This is a genomic window from Mesorhizobium sp. L-8-10, assembly GCF_016756635.1.
Lineage (GTDB): Bacteria > Pseudomonadota > Alphaproteobacteria > Rhizobiales > Rhizobiaceae.
Window position 1 is genome coordinate 7,942,787 of record NZ_AP023263.1, and the last position, 16,395, is coordinate 7,959,181.

Genomic DNA, 16,395 nt, shown 5'->3' on the forward strand with positions numbered 1-16,395 from the left:
GCTCAGCCAGGTTGGCGCGCTTCGGTGCGGGCCGGATCCACGCTGAGATCGGCGTTGAAGGCTACACCATAGCGGGCCAATGCCTCCTCCGCGGAGACGAGCCCGCTGACCACGTCGAGGCGCACTTCCTCGACCGGACGCGCCTTGGGATTGCCGTAGCCGCCGCCGCCGCCCGTGCGGGTCACGAACAGCGTGCCCTTGGGGAAACGACGAGCCCGCATCTTGAGCGGCGTCTCGGTCCTGCCGTCGGGATAGACGATCTCGTTCGACGGACCCGCGCCGTCGCTGCCGCCGGCAAGGCCCCAGCCGGGCGTCTTCGACCGCTCGAACCACAGCGCTCCGTAACAATCGTCGAGCAGCCGGTAGCTGCGCACCACGCCGCAGCCGCCGCGCCAGCGGCCGACGCCGCCGGAATCGCGGCGAAGCGAGAACTCCTCGACACGCACCGGGAACTTGGTCTCGTAAACCTCGGCCGGGATGTTGCGGAAGCCGCCGTTGCAAAGATTGATCAGCGCGCTCTCGCCGTCGGAGCCGACCGTGCCGCCCCAGCCGCCGGCGGTCGGCTCGACCGAGATCCACTGGCCCTTGTCCGGATCCATGTCGAAGAAGGCGGCCACCATGGAATCGCCGTAGTGGGCAGCGGTCGCCTTCTCGGGCATCGACTGGCTAAGGCAGGAGATCATGAGGTCGGCCAGCAGTCCGAGCCCGGTGAAATACCATTCGCAGGCCGCCGGCTCCCTGGCGTTGAACAGGCAGTTGTCGGGGATCCTCACCTCCATGGTCGAGAAGGAGCCGCCGGTGATGGCGCGTTCGGGATTGATCATGGTCTTGTAGGCAAGACGCAGCATGGACACCGTCTGCACCGCGCCGCAGTTGATCGAGCCCTCGACCGGCCCCGACGACCCCTCGAGATCGATGATCATGCGCTCGCCGTCGATAGTGAGGGTCAGCGCCACCTTCACCGGCTCGCTGCCGACGCCGTCATTGTCGAGCCAGCCCTCGCGGGAATAGGTGCCGTCCTTCAGCGCCGCGATCGCCTGGCGGTCGAGAAGCCGGGCCTGCTCGAAGATGTTGGCGCAGGCCGCGCGGTAGACATCCGGGCCGATGCGGTCGAGAACCTGGCCGAGCCTGCGCTCGCCGGTGCGGATCGCGGTGATCTGGGCGTTGAGATCGCCAAGAGTCATCTCCTTCAGCCGCGTATTGCGGGTGAGCAGATCGAACCATTCCGGGATCGGCTTGAATTTGGAGACGATGCGCGTCGGTCCGAGCCGGATGCCCTCGTGATAGATCGAGGTCGACCCCATGGTCGAGCCGGGGTCGATGGCGCCGATGTCCTGCCAATGGGCGCGCGCGGCGCCGAAGCCGACCAACTCGCCCTTGTGGAAGAGTGGGCCAATTGCCGTGACGTCGTGAAGATGCGTGCCCTGCAGATAGGAATCGTTGAGGACGAAGATGTCGCCGGGATGCATGTCCTCACGATAGCGCTCCAGCACCAGCTTCACGCAGGCGTCGATGGCGCCGACGAAGAGCGGCACGCCCGTCGACTGGCCGAGCATGTTGCCTTTGTCGTCGAGCAGGGCGACGGCGCTGTCGCGGCCCTCATAGATGATGGCCGAGAAGGCGGAACGCCAAAGCGCGGCGTTCATGTCCTGGGCGCAGGAGATCACGAAGTTGCGGACGACTTCGGTCGTGATCGGATCGGCGGCAGCGGTCGCCATGGTCAAGCCTCCTTGCGCTTCAGCGTCATGTGGCCGCCGGCGATCACCTCGGCCTGCCAGTTGTCCGGAACCAAGGTCGTGGCGGTCGCCTCCTCGATGATGGCCGGACCGGCGACAACGCCGCCGGTCGGAATTCCCGATCGCTCGACGATCGCCGTGTCGTGCTCCCTGCCGCCGAAATAGACCTTGCGGCTGCGCGCTGGTCCCTCCGACGAGACCAGCGGGTCGGCGATTGCAGGCCGCTTCAGGCGGCCGAGGGCGGCGACACGAAGATTGGCGACCTCGACACGATAGTCGGGGCTCGAGTGGCCATATTGCCTGTCATAGGCCTCGTCGAAGGAGCGACGCACTGCAGCCATGTCGATCGCACCTTCAGGGATCGGGATGGTCAGCACATACTCCTGGCCATGATAGCGGAAATCGGCGAGCCGTTCGAAGGAGATGTCCTCGTCCTTCAGCCCCTCCCTGCGCAGATAGTCGCGGCCATCGCCCTCAAGTCCGGCAAATCGCAGCTCGAGGTCGGTCGGATCGACCTGATCCCAGTAGCCGTAATAGGTCATCTTGAAGTCGTGGCGGACGTCGGTCTGCAGCATGCCCCAAGCGGAGAAGGCGCCGGGCATGACCGGCACGATGACCTCACCGATGTCGAGTTGCTCGGCGAGCGCGACGGCCTGGGCGGGGCCGGCGCCGCCATAGGCGACCAGCGCGAAATCGCGCGGATCGATGCCCCGGCGGATGGTGATGGTGCGGATGGCATCGGCCATCTTGGCGTTGATGATGTCGATGATGCCCTGCGCCATCGCTTCGGTCGAAAGGCCGAAGCGATCGCCGAGACGGGCGACCGCCTCGCGCGCCCTGGCGACGTCGAGCGTCATCGTGCCGCCGGCGAAGTTCGCCGAATCCAGGCGGCCGAGCACCAGATTGGCATCCGAAACTGTCGGCTCGGTGCCGCCGCGGCCATAGCAGGCCGGCCCGGGCAGCGAGCCCGCCGACTGCGGGCCGACGCGAACGGCGCCGGCCTCCTCCCAGGCGATCGAACCGCCGCCCGCGCCGATCACATGGATGTCGACCACGGACATCTGGATCGGCAGGCCTTCGAGTTCGGCCTCGTTGGAGGTCGACGGCTTGCCGTCGATGATCAGGCTGGCGTCGAAGGAGGTGCCGCCCATGTCGACGCAGATCAGGTTGGGCCGCCCCGTCATCTCGGAGAGCGTGCGCCCGCCGATCGTGCCGCCCACCGGCCCGGACAGGAGCGTCTGCAGCGGTATCTCGGAGGCGGCGGAAGCGGTCATGGCGCCGCCATTCGATTCCATCACATGAAGCTGACCGCCTTCCGGCAGCCTGCCCGAGAGCTGGGCGACCAGCGTGTCGAGATAGCGCCGCACGACGGGCGCGGCGTAGGCGTCCATGACGGTGGTCGAGGTGCGCGCATATTCCCGCCATTCCGGCGAGACGCGGTGCGACAGCGTGATCGAGATACCGGGCAGGCGCTGTCGCAGATAGTCCTCGGCCGCCAGTTCATGGGCAGGGTTCTTGAAGGCGAACAGGAAGCAGATGGCGATCGCCTCGTAGCCTCGCTCCTTGACCGCCGCGACCAGATGATCGAGTTCGGCGACATCGAGCGGAATCTCGATGGCGCCCTTCGCGCTCACCCTTTCATTCACCGTGAATGTGTCGGGGATCGTGGCCAACGGCTTCGGCTTGCGCCAATGGATGGAGAAGATCTCGCCGCGGTCGTTGCCCTGGATGGTGTAGACGTCGCGATAGTTCTTCGTGGTGAGCAGCGCGACCCTGGCGCCGCGCCGGGTGAGCACGGCGTTGAGCCCGACCGTCGTGCCGTGGACGAAGAAGGCGACGCCGGCGCCCCGCGGCAACGCCTTGTCCAACCCATCGATCACCGCAAGGGCGGGGTTCCTGGGCGTCGAGAGAACCTTGTACGCGTCGCAGCGCCCGGTCTCGGCATCCTGAAAGACAAGATCGGTGAACGTTCCGCCAATGTCCGCGGATACGCGATAACCCTTCACGGCAAGACTCCGGATTGTTGTTGAAGCTTGTTGGGGAGGCAGCAACGCCGCCTCCCGTCGGGCATCGGGCCCTACTGCGCCCACTCGCCCTTGAAGTCGGGGTGCTGGTCGAGCACGGCCTTGGTGACAAGGGCCGGCAGCGGGCCGACCTTGTCCATGTCGACGGCGACGGATACGTCCTCGCCCTTCAGCTTCTTGACCACCGCCTCGAGGGCGAGCTTGCCCATGGTGACCGGAAAGTAGGCGAGCGTGGCATCCCAGCGGCCTTCGCGGATCGCCTCGACCGCGATCGAAGACGCGCCGCCGCCGGAAAGATAGAGACCAGAAACATCATAGCCGGCATTGCGCAACGCGATCTCGACGCCGACCAGGTGCTGGTCCGCATTGGACAGGACGACATCGATATCCTTGTTGGCCTGCAGGATGTCCTGCATGACGGTCAGCGACTTGTCGGGATCGTAGTTGCCCTCGCCTGACGCCACCACCTTGATGTTGGGATGGGCGCCGAGCACCGACAGGTAGGCCTCCTGCCGCAGATTGTCGAAGGGGTAGATCTTCTGCCCGATGATGATCACGACGTTGCAGGGATCCTTGCCCTCGCAGAACTTCACCACGTCCTCGGCCTGCACCTTGGCGCCCTCGGCAGGCGGGCTCGCGACGGTCGCGGTGACGCCCGGAACCTGCGGCTCGAGCCTCGCCAGATCCGGACCGATCGGGAACAACGCCGTCACCAGCGGCTTGCCCGCGGCGCCGACCTGCTCGACCGCGCCCGCGATGCCGACGGTGTCGTTGGGCACCACCACGAATCCGTCGAACTGGTTGCCGGCGAGCACGTCCTCGATCTGGCTGTACTGAAGCGCGGCATCGAACTGACCGTCATAGATCGATGTCTCGACGCCCATTTCCTTGGCCTTGGCGACGACGCCTTCATAGACGGCCTGGTTGAAGCCGTTCTGCGCCGAGGAGGCGAAGAACGCGACCTTGAAGTCCTCGGCCAGCGCCGAGGCTCCCGAAAAACCTCCGAGCGCCAGCGCCACGGAGGCGAGCAAAAGCTTCACCTTACGATGCATGAGAACCTCCCTGTTCGATCCCTGCCGACATTTATCGGCCTTTCCCTCTGGACGATTGACCGTAATCCATAATACAAAGTTTATGCAACAGGTATTTTTTGAGTGGCGGCAATTGTGATTTCTTGCGGCCCCGCCTAAGCCTGTCGCGACAAGAGCGCCCTCGGAGCGCCATGAATGGGGAGACGACCTTGGACAAGCCGACAGGCCGGCGCGGCCGACGCGCCGGCACCAGAACACAGGCGGGGAACGGCGAGGAAGCGATGGGACGACGGCGCGAGCGCGGCTCGACCGCCGTCTATGAGGACATGCGCGAGGACATACTTTCGCTGAAGATCCGGCCCGGCAGCGCGCTCGACGAAGTAGCACTCGCCGAGCGCTACGGCCTGTCGCGGACGCCGATCCGCGAGGCGCTGCTGATGCTGCAGCGCGAAGACCTGGTGACGTTCCTGCCGAGCCGCAGCGCCATCGTGACGCCGCACACGATGAGTAATGCCCATGAATATATGGACACGCTGATGCTCCTGTCGCGGGCGATCGTCCGCCTGGCGGCCGAGATGCGGACAGACGCCGCGCTCGCCGGGATCCGGAAACGCCAGGAAGGTTATGCCGAGGCTGTCGCCGGGACCGACATCGACGCCATCGATGCCGCCGATCTGGCCTTTCATCGGGCAATCTCGGTAGCCAGCGGCAACGAGTTCCTTGGGAAATTCTACCGGCTTTCGCTCGACTACGGCCGACGCATGCATCGCCTTCACTTCTACCCGATCTTCGGCACGGCAGAACGCGAGACCTGCCTTGCCGAGCACGCCGCGATCGTCGAGGCGATCGAGCGGGGTGAGCCCGAGCAGGCCGATGCGCTGATGGGCAAGCACGTGCTTTCCGAGCTACGGGTCGTGCAGCGTTCGCTGGAACCCAAGGTCGGATTGAAGTTCTCCCTGGACAGCAATTGGAAGCAGGCACAATGATCGACAGGACAGTGATCGAAACCCGGCTCGGCCGGCTTATCGAGGCGATGAACGCCGAGGGACTAGACGCCGCGGCGATCGTTCCCGGCGCCAATTTCTATTTCCTGACCGGCGTCCATTTCCATCTGATGGAGCGCCCCACCGTGCTGTTCGTGAAGGCCGACGGGGCGAAACATGCCGTCATTCCCGTTCTCGAGCGCTCACGCTGGCAGGCGATGGCGCCCGACGTCGACACGGTGTTCTGGCAGGATTCGGACGGTTACGACGACGCCTTCCGGCAACTTGCCGGCCAGATCGCGCCGAAGCGGATCGGCGTGGAAGGCCAGCGCATGCGCGTCTTCGAAAGCGAGGCGATCAGCAAGGCATTCGGCGACGGCACGGTGATCGACGCCCAAGCTGCGGTGGCCCGCATGCGGCTGCGCAAGGACACCGCCGAGATCGAGGCGATGCACCAGGCGATCGCCATCAGCGAGAAGGCGCTCGCCGATACGCTCGCCAAGGTCCGCGCCGGACAGAGCGAAGCGGAAGTTCGCCAGACGCTGGTGATGGCGATGCTGGAGCATGGCGCCGACGGTCCGGCCTTCGAGCCGATCGTTCTCGCCGGCGCGGCGGCCGCCGATCCGCACGGCACGCCGCAGGCGGATCGCAAGCTCAGGCCGGGCGACGCGCTGCTGATCGATTACGGCGCGGCCTGGGGAGGCTACGCCGCCGACATCACCCGCACCGTCTTCGTCGAACATGTTTCGCCGGAGCATGCCGACATCTACGAGGCCGTCCGCGCGGCGAACGAGGTCGGCCGCCAGACCGCGGCGCCCAGCGTGACGCTCGATGCGCTGGATAGGGCCGTGGCGGCACGGATGCGCGCTGCGGGCTTCGCCGACCTGATCGTGCATAAGACCGGCCATGGCCTCGGACTGGATGTTCACGAGGCGCCCCACGTGATGGTCGGCAACATGCAGCAGCTCGAGCCCGGCATGGTGATCACCATCGAGCCCGGTCTCTATCGCGACGGAGACGTGGGCGTGCGTATCGAGGACGATGTCCTGATCACGGCGGAAGGTGCTGTGTCGCTGACCGGCTATGAACGCAGGCTGACACTGGTGGGCTGACGTCGTGACACAACATCTCGCCGACCTCGCCGCCAGCGGACCCGCAGCGCTCTACGATCTCCTGGCGCAGCGCCTCAAGGAGAAGCCGGGCTTCGACCTCCTGACCGTGCTGGCGCCGAACGACGCGGGCGATCGGCTCATCCGGCTCTACTCGTCCAACCACGATCAGTATCCGTTGGGCGATGCCGACATCGTCCACGACGACGCGTGGTTTCGCAAGCTTTTCACGGCGAAGGAAGCAGTGGTGGCCAATGACGGCGAGGAGATCAGGCAATGGCTGCCCGACTTCGTCGAATATGTCGAGATGGGCTATGGATCGTTGCTCAACCTGCCGATCGTGATCGCTGGCGAGGCCATCGGCATCCTGAACGTCATGGCCGGCCGGGGGCATTTCAGTCCCGAGGCCGTCAAGGCGATCGGCGAACAGGCCCCGCTTGCGGGCCTCGCCGTGCTTGCCCGCGACGCCGGACATCGTCGTGTGGCATTTCGTTGAGGAAGTTCTGAAGCGCGACCAACTCGATCAACGCAGAAATAGTGCGCCTCGCGCACTATTTCATTGATTTGGTGCACACTGCGCACTAAATTCAGGCAAGCGACAAGGGGATGTCGACTTGCCGACCATCGCGCAAATCGGAAACTTAAGAATCCAGATCTTTGCCGATGATCACAACCCGCCGCATTTCCATGTCGTGACGCCCGAGTATCAAGCTCTGGTCTCCATCGCCGACCTTGCCATAATCCGCGGCGAACTCCGCGGTCGTGATTTCAACACCGCGGTCGAATGGGCCAAAGCGCATATAGAGGAGCTCAATCATGAGTGGAAACGCCTCAATGGCTGACCAGGTCATCCGTGTCGGCCGCCCACTTCCCCGCATCGCCGCAGCGGCAATCGACGGCAGGCGCCGCGTTCACGTGACATGGCGCAATGGTGAGGTCGCCACAGTCGATCTCGCTCCCGTGATCCTGAGCCATCGCGTGTTCATTCCCTTGCGCAAAGACGACGACCTTTTTCAGACCGTCCGGGTCAACGAGGACGGCACGGCGCTCGAGTGGGATGAAGGCATAGAACTCTCTGCCGAATGGATCGAGCGTCTCCCCCCTATCGGAATGGACAATGCAGAATTCCGACGGATCATGGATCAACTCGATCTCACGCTGGACGGCATGGCCGCACAACTCGATGTGTCGCGCCGGCTGATCGCGCAATTCAGGGGGGTAAGACCGATCCCCTCGAATATCGCGCTGGCAGCACGCTATCTGGCCGAACATCACGAGGCCAAGTGATCCCAGGTTCTTTGGATCTGGGCGAAAACCAGAGAGATGGCTGCCGGCCGGTCACCGATTGAACGGCAGCGAGAAGGCCTGGTGGAAATAGGAGCGGAACGCTTCCATGGCAGGCGTGAACTGGGTGTTGCGCCGCCAGGCGAGGCCGACATCCATGGCCGGGATCGGGTCGGTCGGCACGATCGTCTCGATGCGCTTGCCCTCCAGCGACCAGGGCCGAAGCACCATGTCGGAAAGGATCGCGACGCCTTGCCCGTCGGCGACCAGCGAGCGCACGGCCTCGACCGACGAGGTGCGCAGGATCACGTTCGGGCGGTAGGCGGTCTGGCTCCAGTATTTGAGCGATGTGTGCGCGGCCTCGTCCACGGTCAGCATGATGTAGGGCTCCTCGGCGATCTCCTTGAGACCGACGGCATGACGCGACAGGAGCGGGTGTCGCGCCGCCGCCCACAGCCGCCGCCGCGACGACAGCAATGTCTCGGTGGAGAGATCGGGATTGAGGACATTCGACGTGAGCAGGACCGCAATGTCGTAACGATTGGCAAGCAGTCCCTCCTCTATCGCCTCGCGATTGAGCTCGAAGAGCTGGATGTCGAGATTGGGCCAGGCTCGCTTCAGCCGGCCGAGATGGTTGGGCAGGAAGTAGCCGATGACCGTGTAGGTGGCGGCGACGGTGAGCTTGCCCGCGAAATCATTGGCCGGCAGCAGGAGGTTGGTCGCCTCGTTGACCTTGTTCAGTATGTCATAGGCATGGAACAGGAACTGGCGCCCCGCCACGGTCAGTTCCATGCCCTGGGCCGAGCGGTTGAAGAGGTCGAAACCGACGATCTGCTCGAGGTCCTTGATTGCCGTGGTGACCGCCGATTGCGAGATGCCGAGGTCGACGGCCGCCTGGGAGATCTGTCCCTGCTCGGCCGTGGCAACGAAATAGCGGATCTGCCGAAGGCTGATCGACATCGCATTCCCCTTCTGAATTTTTGATAATAACATGCAGCTTTCATGGTAAAATTCAATGCTGATGATTTCCTGATCGCTGCAGTGCCGAAATATCAGCCACCGGCAAAGCCTACCGGAACGGATTTCTCAATCGATTCCGGCTCAAGCCTCAGATCTATCGCCATCTGAAAATTAGAAACTTCCCTTCAAAGAATAGAATTTTCCAAGGACCCCAAAGGAAGCTAGCCTTCCCACAACAAAGGTCCGGGCGAGGGGTCGAACCGACAGGGTGAGGAGGTTGTGCGTGCCGTTGACGGTCGTCGACATCAATTGCGACATGGGCGAAGGCTTCGGCCAGTGGCGTCTCGCCGACGCCGAGGACACCAAGCTGATGGGTCTGATCAGTTCGGCCAACATCGCCGCAGGCTTCCATGCGGGCGATCCGAACCTGATGGACGCCACAGTGCGGCTCGCTACCCAGTACGGCGTCGGTATCGGTGCCCATCCCGGCTATCGCGACTTGCAGGGCTTCGGCCGGCGCAGGATCGGCGGCACCAATGACGAGATCGTGAACGACATCGTCTACCAGATCGGCGCGCTGCGTGAATTCACGAGGCGCTACGGCTCCAACCTGCAGCATGTGAAGCCGCATGGCGCACTGTACATGGAGCTTGCCGCGAATGAGGAGATGTCGCGCAGCTTCGTCGGCACGCTGCGCGTTGTGGCGCCCAACGCTTATCTGTTCTGCATGGGCGTGTCGGCGACGTATCGCATCGCCGCCGAGGCGGGTCAGCCTGTCATCCGCGAATTCTACGCCGACCGCGACTACGACCGTTCCGGCTCGATCGTGTTCACGCGGCGCGTCGGCCGCCTCGACCCGAAAGCCGTCGCCGACAAGGTGGTGCGCGCCTGCGTCGAGGGCAAGGTGCGGACCGTCGAGGGTGACGATATCGACATCGCATTCGAGTCGATCTGTTTCCACTCCGACACGCCCGGCAGCCTGGAGATCGCGACCGCCATGCGCGCCGCGCTGACCGCGAACGGCATCCGCATCGCGCCGGTGTCAGAACTTCCGATCACGAATGCAAGGGGATAGCCGAATGAGCCCGGTCCAGATCAAATCGCCGCTGCCAGGTGTCTTCTACCGCCGGCCCTCGCCCGACAGCGCGCCGTTCAAGAACGACGGCGACGCGGTGGCGGCTGCCGACGTGATCGGCCTGGTCGAGGTGATGAAGTCGTTCCACGAGGTCAAGGCCGGCGTCTCGGGCAACGGCGTTCAGTTCCTGGTCGACGACGGTGATGCGGTCATGGCCGGCCAGGTGCTGGCGGAGCTCGGGTCATGACCATCCGCTCCGTCCTCATCGCCAACAGGGGTGAGATCGCCGTTCGCATCATCCGGGCGGCCAAGGCGCTCGGCCTGCATACGGTCCAGGTCTACAGCCAGGCCGATGCGGATTCGCTGGCCGTGCGGCTGGCCGACGAGGCCGTCGAGATCGGCGCTCCTGCCGCCAGGAAGTCCTACCTCAATGTCGAAGCCGTGCTTGCCGCAGCAAAGGCCAAGGCGGTGGACGCCGTCCATCCTGGCTACGGCTTCCTGTCCGAGAATGCGGACTTCGCGGAAGCGGTGACCGCGGCCGGCATGGTGTTCGTCGGCCCGACGGCCGAGGCGATCCGCCTGCTCGGCGACAAGGTCGCGGCGCGCAAGGTCGCCAAGGAAGCCGGCGTGCCGACCGTGCCGGGCAGCGACGGCCGGGTGGCCGATGCCGGCGAGGCCAGGGCGATCGTGGAGCGCATCGGCTTTCCCGTCATGATCAAGGCCGCTGCCGGCGGCGGCGGACGCGGCATCCGAATCGTCGCGGACATGGAGGAATTCGAGCGCCAGTTCCCGCAAGCTTCCGCTGAAGCCGCAGCCGCCTTCGGCGACGGCGGGCTCTATATAGAGAAGGTCATCGAGCGGGCACGCCATGTCGAGGTGCAGATCCTCGGCGACGGCAGGAACTTCGTCCACTGCTTCGAGCGTGAATGCTCGCTGCAGCGCCGCCGTCAGAAGGTCTGGGAAGAGGCGCCGGCCTTCGGCCTGACACCTTCGCTGCGCGACAAGCTCTGCGCCAGCGCGGTCGCGCTCGCCAAGGCGGTGGGCTACAGCGGGGCCGGCACGGTCGAATATCTCTATGACGAGGCCGCGGGCGCCTTCTATTTCATCGAGGTCAACACGCGCATCCAGGTCGAGCACCCCGTCACCGAGATGGTCACCGGGATCGACCTCGTCCAGGAGATGCTGCGCATCGCCGGCGGCGCGCCGCTGTCGGTGCGGCAGGAAGATGTCGCGATCTCAGGCCACGCGATCGAATGCCGGATCAATGCCGAGGACCCGTTCCGCGACTTCATGCCGTGGCCGGGCACCGTCGAGAAGCTGAGCGTGCCGGAAGGCCACGGCATCCGCTTCGATACGCTGCTTTATGGCGGCTATGCGGTACCGCCCTTCTACGATTCCCTGCTCGGCAAACTGATCGTGCACGGCGCCGATCGCGCCGACTGCCTGTCCCGGCTGCGCACGGCGCTGGGGAAGCTCGATATCCAGGGCATCCCGACGACCATTCCGCTGCACGTGGCGCTGGCGGCGGACGCCGACGTCGCGGGCGGGGGCTTCCACACACGCTTTCTCGAAGGTTGGCTCGAAACCGCATTCGCCACGAGGAGCGGCGACAAGGAGGTGGCTTGATGAAAAACCGCTACAGTTTCGGAGGCGACGAGCACCTCTTCGTCGAATGCGACGAGAGCATGTCGCTCGAAGCCTTCTTCAACAGCCTGTCGATGACCAATGCGATCCGCGACGCCGCAATCGCCGGGGTCGCCGAGATCTGCCCGGCCAACGCCTCGTTCCAGATCAAGTTCGACCCCGACCGGATCAAGCCGGACGACATGCTGCGCGAGGTCCAGGCGATCGAGGAAGCGGCGGCGAGGACCGATCCCGTCATCCACACCCGCATCATCGAGATCCCGGTTTTCTACCGCGATCCGTGGACGCATGAAACGCTGATGCGCTTCCGCGAGCGCCACCAGGACCCGGCCGCCACCGATCTCGAATATGCGGCGCGCGTCAACGGGCTTGCCGGCGTCGACGAATTCGTCGCCGCCCACAGCGGCGCGCCCTGGTTCGTCTCCATGGTCGGCTTCGTCGCCGGCCTGCCCTTCATGTACCAGATGGTCGATCGGCCGCGGCAGCTCCAGGTGCCGAAATACCTGAGGCCCCGCACCGACACGCCGAAACATACGATCGGGCATGGCGGCTGCTTCTCCTGCATCTATTCGGTGCGCGGCGCCGGCGGCTACCAGATGTTCGGCATCACCCCGATGCCCATCTTCGATCCCGAGCAGAAGACCAGCTACCTCCGGGACTTCATGGTGTTCTTCCGCCCCGGAGACATCGTCAAGTTCAAGCCGATCGGGCGCGACGACTACGACCGGACGCTCGACGACGTGGCAGCCGGCCGCTTCGAGCCGCTGATCAGGGAGGTGACCTTCGACCTCAACGAATTCCACAAGGACACGGACGGCTACAACGCCAGGCTGGAGGGCACTCTCAATGGCCGTTAAAGTCATCAATCCAGGCCTGTCGACCACGGTCCAGGATCTCGGGCGGCCCGGCTACTTCCATCTCGGCATTCCGCTCGGCGGCGCCATGGACCGCCTTGCGCTCAAGGCGGCGAACCTGCTGGTCGGCAATGACGAGGGCGCGGCCGGGCTGGAGGCCGTGTTCATCGGACCGGAGCTCGAATTCACCGCCGACGGCGTGATCGCAGTGACCGGCGCCGAGATGCCGATCACCCTCGACGGGGCCGAGCAGCCGTCCTGGACGGCAGTGCCGGTCAAGGCGGGCCAGGTGCTCGGCTTCGGTTTCCTGCAGCAGGGCGCTCGCATCTACATCGCGTTTTCCGGCGGCATCGACGTGCCCGTGGCACTCGGCAGCCGCTCGACCTATCCGATCGGCGCGCTCGGCGGCTTCAAGGGCCGCGCCATCGCGGCGGGCGACGAGTTGCCGATCGGCGAGGCCGGCAATGTCCGCTCGGGGCGGACCGTGCCGGAAGCACTGCGCCGCCGTCCGGGCATGCCCGCCGAGCTTCGGGTACTGCCCGGCCTCTACTGGCATCGGATCACTGAAGAATCGCAGGCTGCCTTTTTCGACGACGCCTGGAAGGTCGCGCCCGAGGCCGACCGCATGGGCTACCGTTTCCGGGGCGGCAAGCCGCTGACGTTCGTCGAGCGCGAGCAGCCCTTCGGAGCGGGCTCCGATCCGTCGAACATCGTCGACAGCTGTTATCCCTACGGCTCCATCCAGGTGCCGGGCGGCACCGAACCGATCGTGCTCCATCGCGATGCGGTGTCGGGCGGCGGCTACTTCATGGTGGGTACCGTGATCGCCGCCGACATGGATCTGATCGGCCAGCTTCAACCCAACACGCCGACGCGCTTCGTCAAGGTCGGCATGGAGGAGGCATTGGCGGCGCGGGCCGAACGCGCCGGTCTGATCGAGCGCATCCGCGGCGCGCTCGCGTAGCACAGCGGGCTGACAGGCGCGAAGGGGCGCGGGCCGGTCGAGCATCGAGAACAACGTATCAGAACGAAGAAAGGGGAATGCTATGAAACATCTGACAAGGGCAATGCTCGCCGCGACGGCGATCGCCATGGCCGGCTCAGCCCACGGGGCCGACTGGTTCCCATATGACGCGGCCAAGGTCGAGCCGCCCTTCGCGGCCGACGGCAAGGCCGCCGATGTCTCCTATGTGCCGCTGGAGAAGGCCTCGAAGCCATGGCAGGTCTGCGTGTCCTTCCCGCACATGAAGGATGCCTACTGGCTCGGCGTCGATTACGGCGTAGCGGAGGAGGCGGCCCGTCTCGGCGTGAAGATGAATCTCGTCGAAGCCGGCGGCTATACCGAGCTCAACAAGCAGATCTCGCAGATCGAGGACTGCGTGGCGAGCGGCGCCAACGCCGTGGTGATCGGCGCGATCTCCTTCGATGGCCTCAACAATCTCGTCAGCGAAGTCTCGAAGAAGGGCATTCCCGTCATCGACGTGATCAACGGCATCTCTTCGCCCGACATCTCCGCCAAGTCGCTCGTGTCCTTCTACACAATGGGCGCGGAGACCGGCGCCTATCTCGCCAAGAAGCATCCGACCGGCTCGGAAGGGGTCGAGGTCGGCTGGTTCCCGGGACCGGCGGGCGCAGGCTGGGTCGAAGCTGCACACAAGGGCTTCATGGACGCCGTCAAGGGCTCGGCAGTCAAGGTTCTGGAGCCGAAATTCGGCGACACCGGCAAGGAGGTGCAGCTGAAGCTGGTCGAGGACGAATTGCAGGCGCATCCCAACATCCGCTACATCGCCGGCACGGCAGTGACGGCGGAAGCCGCGCAGGGCCTGATCCGCGAGCGCGGCCTGGAAGGCAAGGTGGACCTGCTCGCCTTCTACATGACGCCTGGCGTCTATGAAGGCATCAAGCGCGGCTTCATCCTGGCGGCGCCGGCCGACTCCATGGTCATCCAGGGCCGTATCGCCATCGACCAGGCGGTACGCATCCTCGAGGGCAAGGACTACATCAAGCATGTCGGGCCCAAGATCTTCGTTGTCGACCCGTCGAATGTCGGGAGCGTGCCGCAGACCAACATCCTGCCGCCGGACGGCTACAAGCCGGTCTTCAACGTGAACTGACCCTAAGGCCGGCCGGCGGCCAGCAGCCGCGGCCGGCCCGGACGATCCGCCGGGACCAAAGTCATGAATGCGCCACTGGTCGCGATGACCGGGATCTCGAAAGAGTTCTCGGGTGCCAAGGCACTCAGCAATGTCGATTTCACGCTTCTCGCCGGCGAAGTGCACGTGCTGTTCGGCGAGAACGGCGCGGGCAAGTCGACCCTGATCTCGATTCTCTCCGGCGTCTATCGCCCGAGTTCCGGCTCGCTGAGCATCAACGGCGAGGAGGTCGAACTCCGTTCGGTCCACGATGCGGCGCGGTACGGGGTCGGCACGGTCTTCCAGGAATTCTCGCTCGTCCCCACGCTCAGCGTCTTTGAAAACGTCTATCTGGCGCGCGAGCCGAAACGCGGCCCGTTCATCAACCGCTCCGCCATGCTGGAGGGAGCGCGGCGCCTCTTCGCCGATCTCGGCTTCGACATCGACGTCACCCGCCAGGTATCGGGCCTGTCGCGGGCCGAACAGCAGATGGTCGAAATCGCCAAAGCCTTCCTCGCCAAGGCGAAGGTGCTGATCCTCGACGAGCCGACCGCTTCGCTGACCGAGAAGGAGACACGCAAGCTGTTCTCCTTCATCCGCAAGGCGAAGGCCGACGGTGTCGGCATCGTCTACATCTCGCACCGCATCCAGGAATTCTCCGAGATCGCGGACCGCATCACGATCTTGCGCGACGGCCGGCTGATTGCCACCGTGCCGGCCGACGGCATCTCCGAAACCAGGCTGGTCGAACTGATGACGGGCCGCTCGATGGACCAGATCTATCCCAGGATCGAGCGGCGCGGCGGCGGCACGGTGCTTGCCATTCGCGGCCTCCACGCCGCCGGGGTCCGCGGCGTCGACATCGACGTGCGAGCCGGCGAGGTGCTCGGCGTCGCCGGGCTCGTCGGCAGCGGCAAGTCGCGCGTCTGGCGCAGCGTGGTCGGCCTGCAGCCTGTCGCCGCCGGCAGCGTGACGATCAACGGCAGGGAGATGACCGGCCGGCCGACCCGCGACGTGCTGGCGGCCGGCGTCTTCTACTTGCCGCCCGACCGCAAGAACGAAGGCCTGCAACTCGCGGCGACGGCACGGGAGAATCTTCGGCTCGCGCTGCTTCGGCGCGCCGAGGTGGCCGGCCCGTTCGGCTTCCTGTCGGCGCGGCAAGCTCGCCGGCTCGCCGACGGTATCGGCGAGCGCGTCGGGATGACCCCGGCCTATATGAGCCGACCCGTCTCCAACCTTTCGGGGGGCAACCAGCAGAAGGTGCTGTTCGGCAAGGGCTTCGGCGAGGAGCGCGGCATCTACATCTTCGACGAACCGACGGTCGGCGTCGACATCGGGACCCGCGCCGCGCTCTACCGGCTGATCCAGGAGATCGCCGAAGCCGGCAAGGCTGTGGTCGTGATCTCGTCCGACCTGCCCGAAGTGATCAATCTTTCCCACCGGCTGCTCGTCTTCTCCGGAGGCCGCATCTCGGCCGAACTGGAAGGCGCCGACCTTACCGAAGACGTCGTCCTGAAACATTTCTTCGCAGATACGAGGATCCCGGCATGACCCGCCAGCCCG

Annotated in this window: 16 protein-coding genes; 12 read left to right on the forward strand and 4 right to left on the reverse strand. The window is 65.2% G+C overall.

Annotated features, from left to right (window positions below; translation table 11 throughout):
- Positions 1 to 2: 2 nt before the first annotated feature.
- The 3 genes from JN280_RS36860 to JN280_RS36870 form a co-directional block, all read right to left on the reverse strand.
- A complete protein-coding gene (locus JN280_RS36860) occupies positions 3 to 1,718 on the reverse strand; it encodes a hydantoinase B/oxoprolinase family protein (protein WP_202309109.1) in 1,716 nt (571 codons plus the stop codon).
- 2 nt (positions 1,719 to 1,720) lie between these two features.
- Complete coding sequence (locus JN280_RS36865) at positions 1,721 to 3,742, reverse strand: hydantoinase/oxoprolinase family protein (protein ID WP_202309110.1); 2,022 nt, start codon at positions 3,740 to 3,742, stop codon at positions 1,721 to 1,723.
- Positions 3,743 to 3,813: 71 nt separating this feature from the next.
- Complete coding sequence (locus tag JN280_RS36870) at positions 3,814 to 4,812, reverse strand: sugar ABC transporter substrate-binding protein (protein WP_202309111.1); 999 nt, start codon at positions 4,810 to 4,812, stop codon at positions 3,814 to 3,816.
- 188 nt (positions 4,813 to 5,000) lie between these two features.
- Here JN280_RS36870 and JN280_RS36875 point away from each other — a divergent pair, with 188 nt between their 5' ends.
- From JN280_RS36875 to JN280_RS36895, 5 genes are all read left to right on the forward strand, one after another.
- On the forward strand, positions 5,001 to 5,777 hold the full coding sequence (locus tag JN280_RS36875; protein ID WP_202309112.1) for a GntR family transcriptional regulator: 777 nt from the start codon (positions 5,001 to 5,003) through the stop codon (positions 5,775 to 5,777).
- Positions 5,774 to 6,886: a M24 family metallopeptidase gene (locus JN280_RS36880; RefSeq protein WP_202309113.1), complete on the forward strand. Its 1,113-nt coding sequence runs from the start codon at positions 5,774 to 5,776 to the stop codon at positions 6,884 to 6,886. The genes JN280_RS36875 and JN280_RS36880 overlap by 4 nt, the downstream gene beginning before the upstream one ends.
- A gap of 4 nt (positions 6,887 to 6,890) precedes the next feature.
- Positions 6,891 to 7,379, forward strand: a complete 489-nt coding sequence (locus JN280_RS36885) for a GAF domain-containing protein (RefSeq protein WP_202309114.1) — start codon at positions 6,891 to 6,893, stop codon at positions 7,377 to 7,379.
- A 118-nt stretch (positions 7,380 to 7,497) separates the two neighbouring features.
- A complete protein-coding gene (locus JN280_RS36890) occupies positions 7,498 to 7,725 on the forward strand; it encodes a DUF4160 domain-containing protein (protein ID WP_202309115.1) in 228 nt (75 codons plus the stop codon).
- Positions 7,718 to 8,170 (forward strand): DUF2442 domain-containing protein, encoded by a 453-nt coding sequence (locus JN280_RS36895; protein ID WP_202309116.1) that lies wholly within the window; start codon positions 7,718 to 7,720, stop codon positions 8,168 to 8,170. The genes JN280_RS36890 and JN280_RS36895 overlap by 8 nt, the downstream gene beginning before the upstream one ends.
- A gap of 51 nt (positions 8,171 to 8,221) precedes the next feature.
- Here the strand turns inward: JN280_RS36895 and JN280_RS36900 are convergent, their stop codons facing one another.
- Positions 8,222 to 9,127 carry a LysR family transcriptional regulator gene (locus JN280_RS36900; RefSeq protein WP_202309117.1) on the reverse strand — a complete coding sequence of 302 codons (906 nt, stop codon included), beginning with the start codon at positions 9,125 to 9,127 and terminating at the stop codon, positions 8,222 to 8,224.
- 283 nt (positions 9,128 to 9,410) lie between these two features.
- Between JN280_RS36900 and JN280_RS36905 the strand changes: the two genes are divergently transcribed.
- The 7 genes from JN280_RS36905 to JN280_RS36935 all read left to right on the forward strand — a co-directional run bounded on the left by JN280_RS36905 (position 9,411) and on the right by JN280_RS36935 (position 16,383).
- Positions 9,411 to 10,202 carry a 5-oxoprolinase subunit PxpA gene (locus tag JN280_RS36905; protein ID WP_202309118.1) on the forward strand — a complete coding sequence of 264 codons (792 nt, stop codon included), beginning with the start codon at positions 9,411 to 9,413 and terminating at the stop codon, positions 10,200 to 10,202.
- A 4-nt stretch (positions 10,203 to 10,206) separates the two neighbouring features.
- On the forward strand, positions 10,207 to 10,449 hold the full coding sequence (locus JN280_RS36910) for an acetyl-CoA carboxylase (RefSeq protein WP_202309119.1): 243 nt from the start codon (positions 10,207 to 10,209) through the stop codon (positions 10,447 to 10,449).
- The gene (locus tag JN280_RS36915; RefSeq protein ID WP_202309120.1) at positions 10,446 to 11,828 is read left to right on the forward strand and encodes an acetyl-CoA carboxylase biotin carboxylase subunit; all 1,383 of its coding nucleotides are present in this window, start codon (positions 10,446 to 10,448) and stop codon (positions 11,826 to 11,828) included. The genes JN280_RS36910 and JN280_RS36915 overlap by 4 nt, the downstream gene beginning before the upstream one ends.
- Complete coding sequence (locus tag JN280_RS36920) at positions 11,828 to 12,703, forward strand: 5-oxoprolinase subunit B family protein (protein ID WP_202309121.1); 876 nt, start codon at positions 11,828 to 11,830, stop codon at positions 12,701 to 12,703. Before JN280_RS36915 ends, JN280_RS36920 begins: the two co-directional genes overlap by 1 nt.
- Complete coding sequence (locus JN280_RS36925; RefSeq protein ID WP_202309122.1) at positions 12,693 to 13,664, forward strand: 5-oxoprolinase subunit C family protein; 972 nt, start codon at positions 12,693 to 12,695, stop codon at positions 13,662 to 13,664. The genes JN280_RS36920 and JN280_RS36925 overlap by 11 nt, the downstream gene beginning before the upstream one ends.
- 82 nt (positions 13,665 to 13,746) lie before the next feature.
- Complete coding sequence (gene torT, locus JN280_RS36930; RefSeq protein ID WP_202309123.1) at positions 13,747 to 14,814, forward strand: TMAO reductase system periplasmic protein TorT; 1,068 nt, start codon at positions 13,747 to 13,749, stop codon at positions 14,812 to 14,814.
- 63 nt (positions 14,815 to 14,877) lie between these two features.
- Entirely contained in the window at positions 14,878 to 16,383 is a 1,506-nt protein-coding gene (locus JN280_RS36935) for a sugar ABC transporter ATP-binding protein (RefSeq protein ID WP_202309124.1), read from the forward strand.
- Positions 16,384 to 16,395 lie beyond the last annotated feature (12 nt).

Bases quoted from the DNA above. Each gene is read 5' to 3' on its own strand.
- JN280_RS36895 (WP_202309116.1), top strand. From the start codon at position 7,718: ATGGCTGACCAGGTCATCCGTGTCGGCCGCCCACTTCCCCGCATCGCC.
- JN280_RS36900 (WP_202309117.1), bottom strand. From the start codon at position 9,127: ATGTCGATCAGCCTTCGGCAGATCCGCTATTTCGTTGCCACGGCCGAG.
- JN280_RS36870 (WP_202309111.1), bottom strand. From the start codon at position 4,812: ATGCATCGTAAGGTGAAGCTTTTGCTCGCCTCCGTGGCGCTGGCGCTC.
- JN280_RS36925 (WP_202309122.1), top strand. From the start codon at position 12,693: ATGGCCGTTAAAGTCATCAATCCAGGCCTGTCGACCACGGTCCAGGAT.
- torT (WP_202309123.1), top strand. From the start codon at position 13,747: ATGAAACATCTGACAAGGGCAATGCTCGCCGCGACGGCGATCGCCATG.
- JN280_RS36915 (WP_202309120.1), top strand. From the start codon at position 10,446: ATGACCATCCGCTCCGTCCTCATCGCCAACAGGGGTGAGATCGCCGTT.
- JN280_RS36880 (WP_202309113.1), top strand. From the start codon at position 5,774: ATGATCGACAGGACAGTGATCGAAACCCGGCTCGGCCGGCTTATCGAG.
- JN280_RS36920 (WP_202309121.1), top strand. From the start codon at position 11,828: ATGAAAAACCGCTACAGTTTCGGAGGCGACGAGCACCTCTTCGTCGAA.
- JN280_RS36860 (WP_202309109.1), bottom strand. From the start codon at position 1,718: ATGGCGACCGCTGCCGCCGATCCGATCACGACCGAAGTCGTCCGCAAC.
- JN280_RS36935 (WP_202309124.1), top strand. From the start codon at position 14,878: ATGAATGCGCCACTGGTCGCGATGACCGGGATCTCGAAAGAGTTCTCG.
- JN280_RS36910 (WP_202309119.1), top strand. From the start codon at position 10,207: ATGAGCCCGGTCCAGATCAAATCGCCGCTGCCAGGTGTCTTCTACCGC.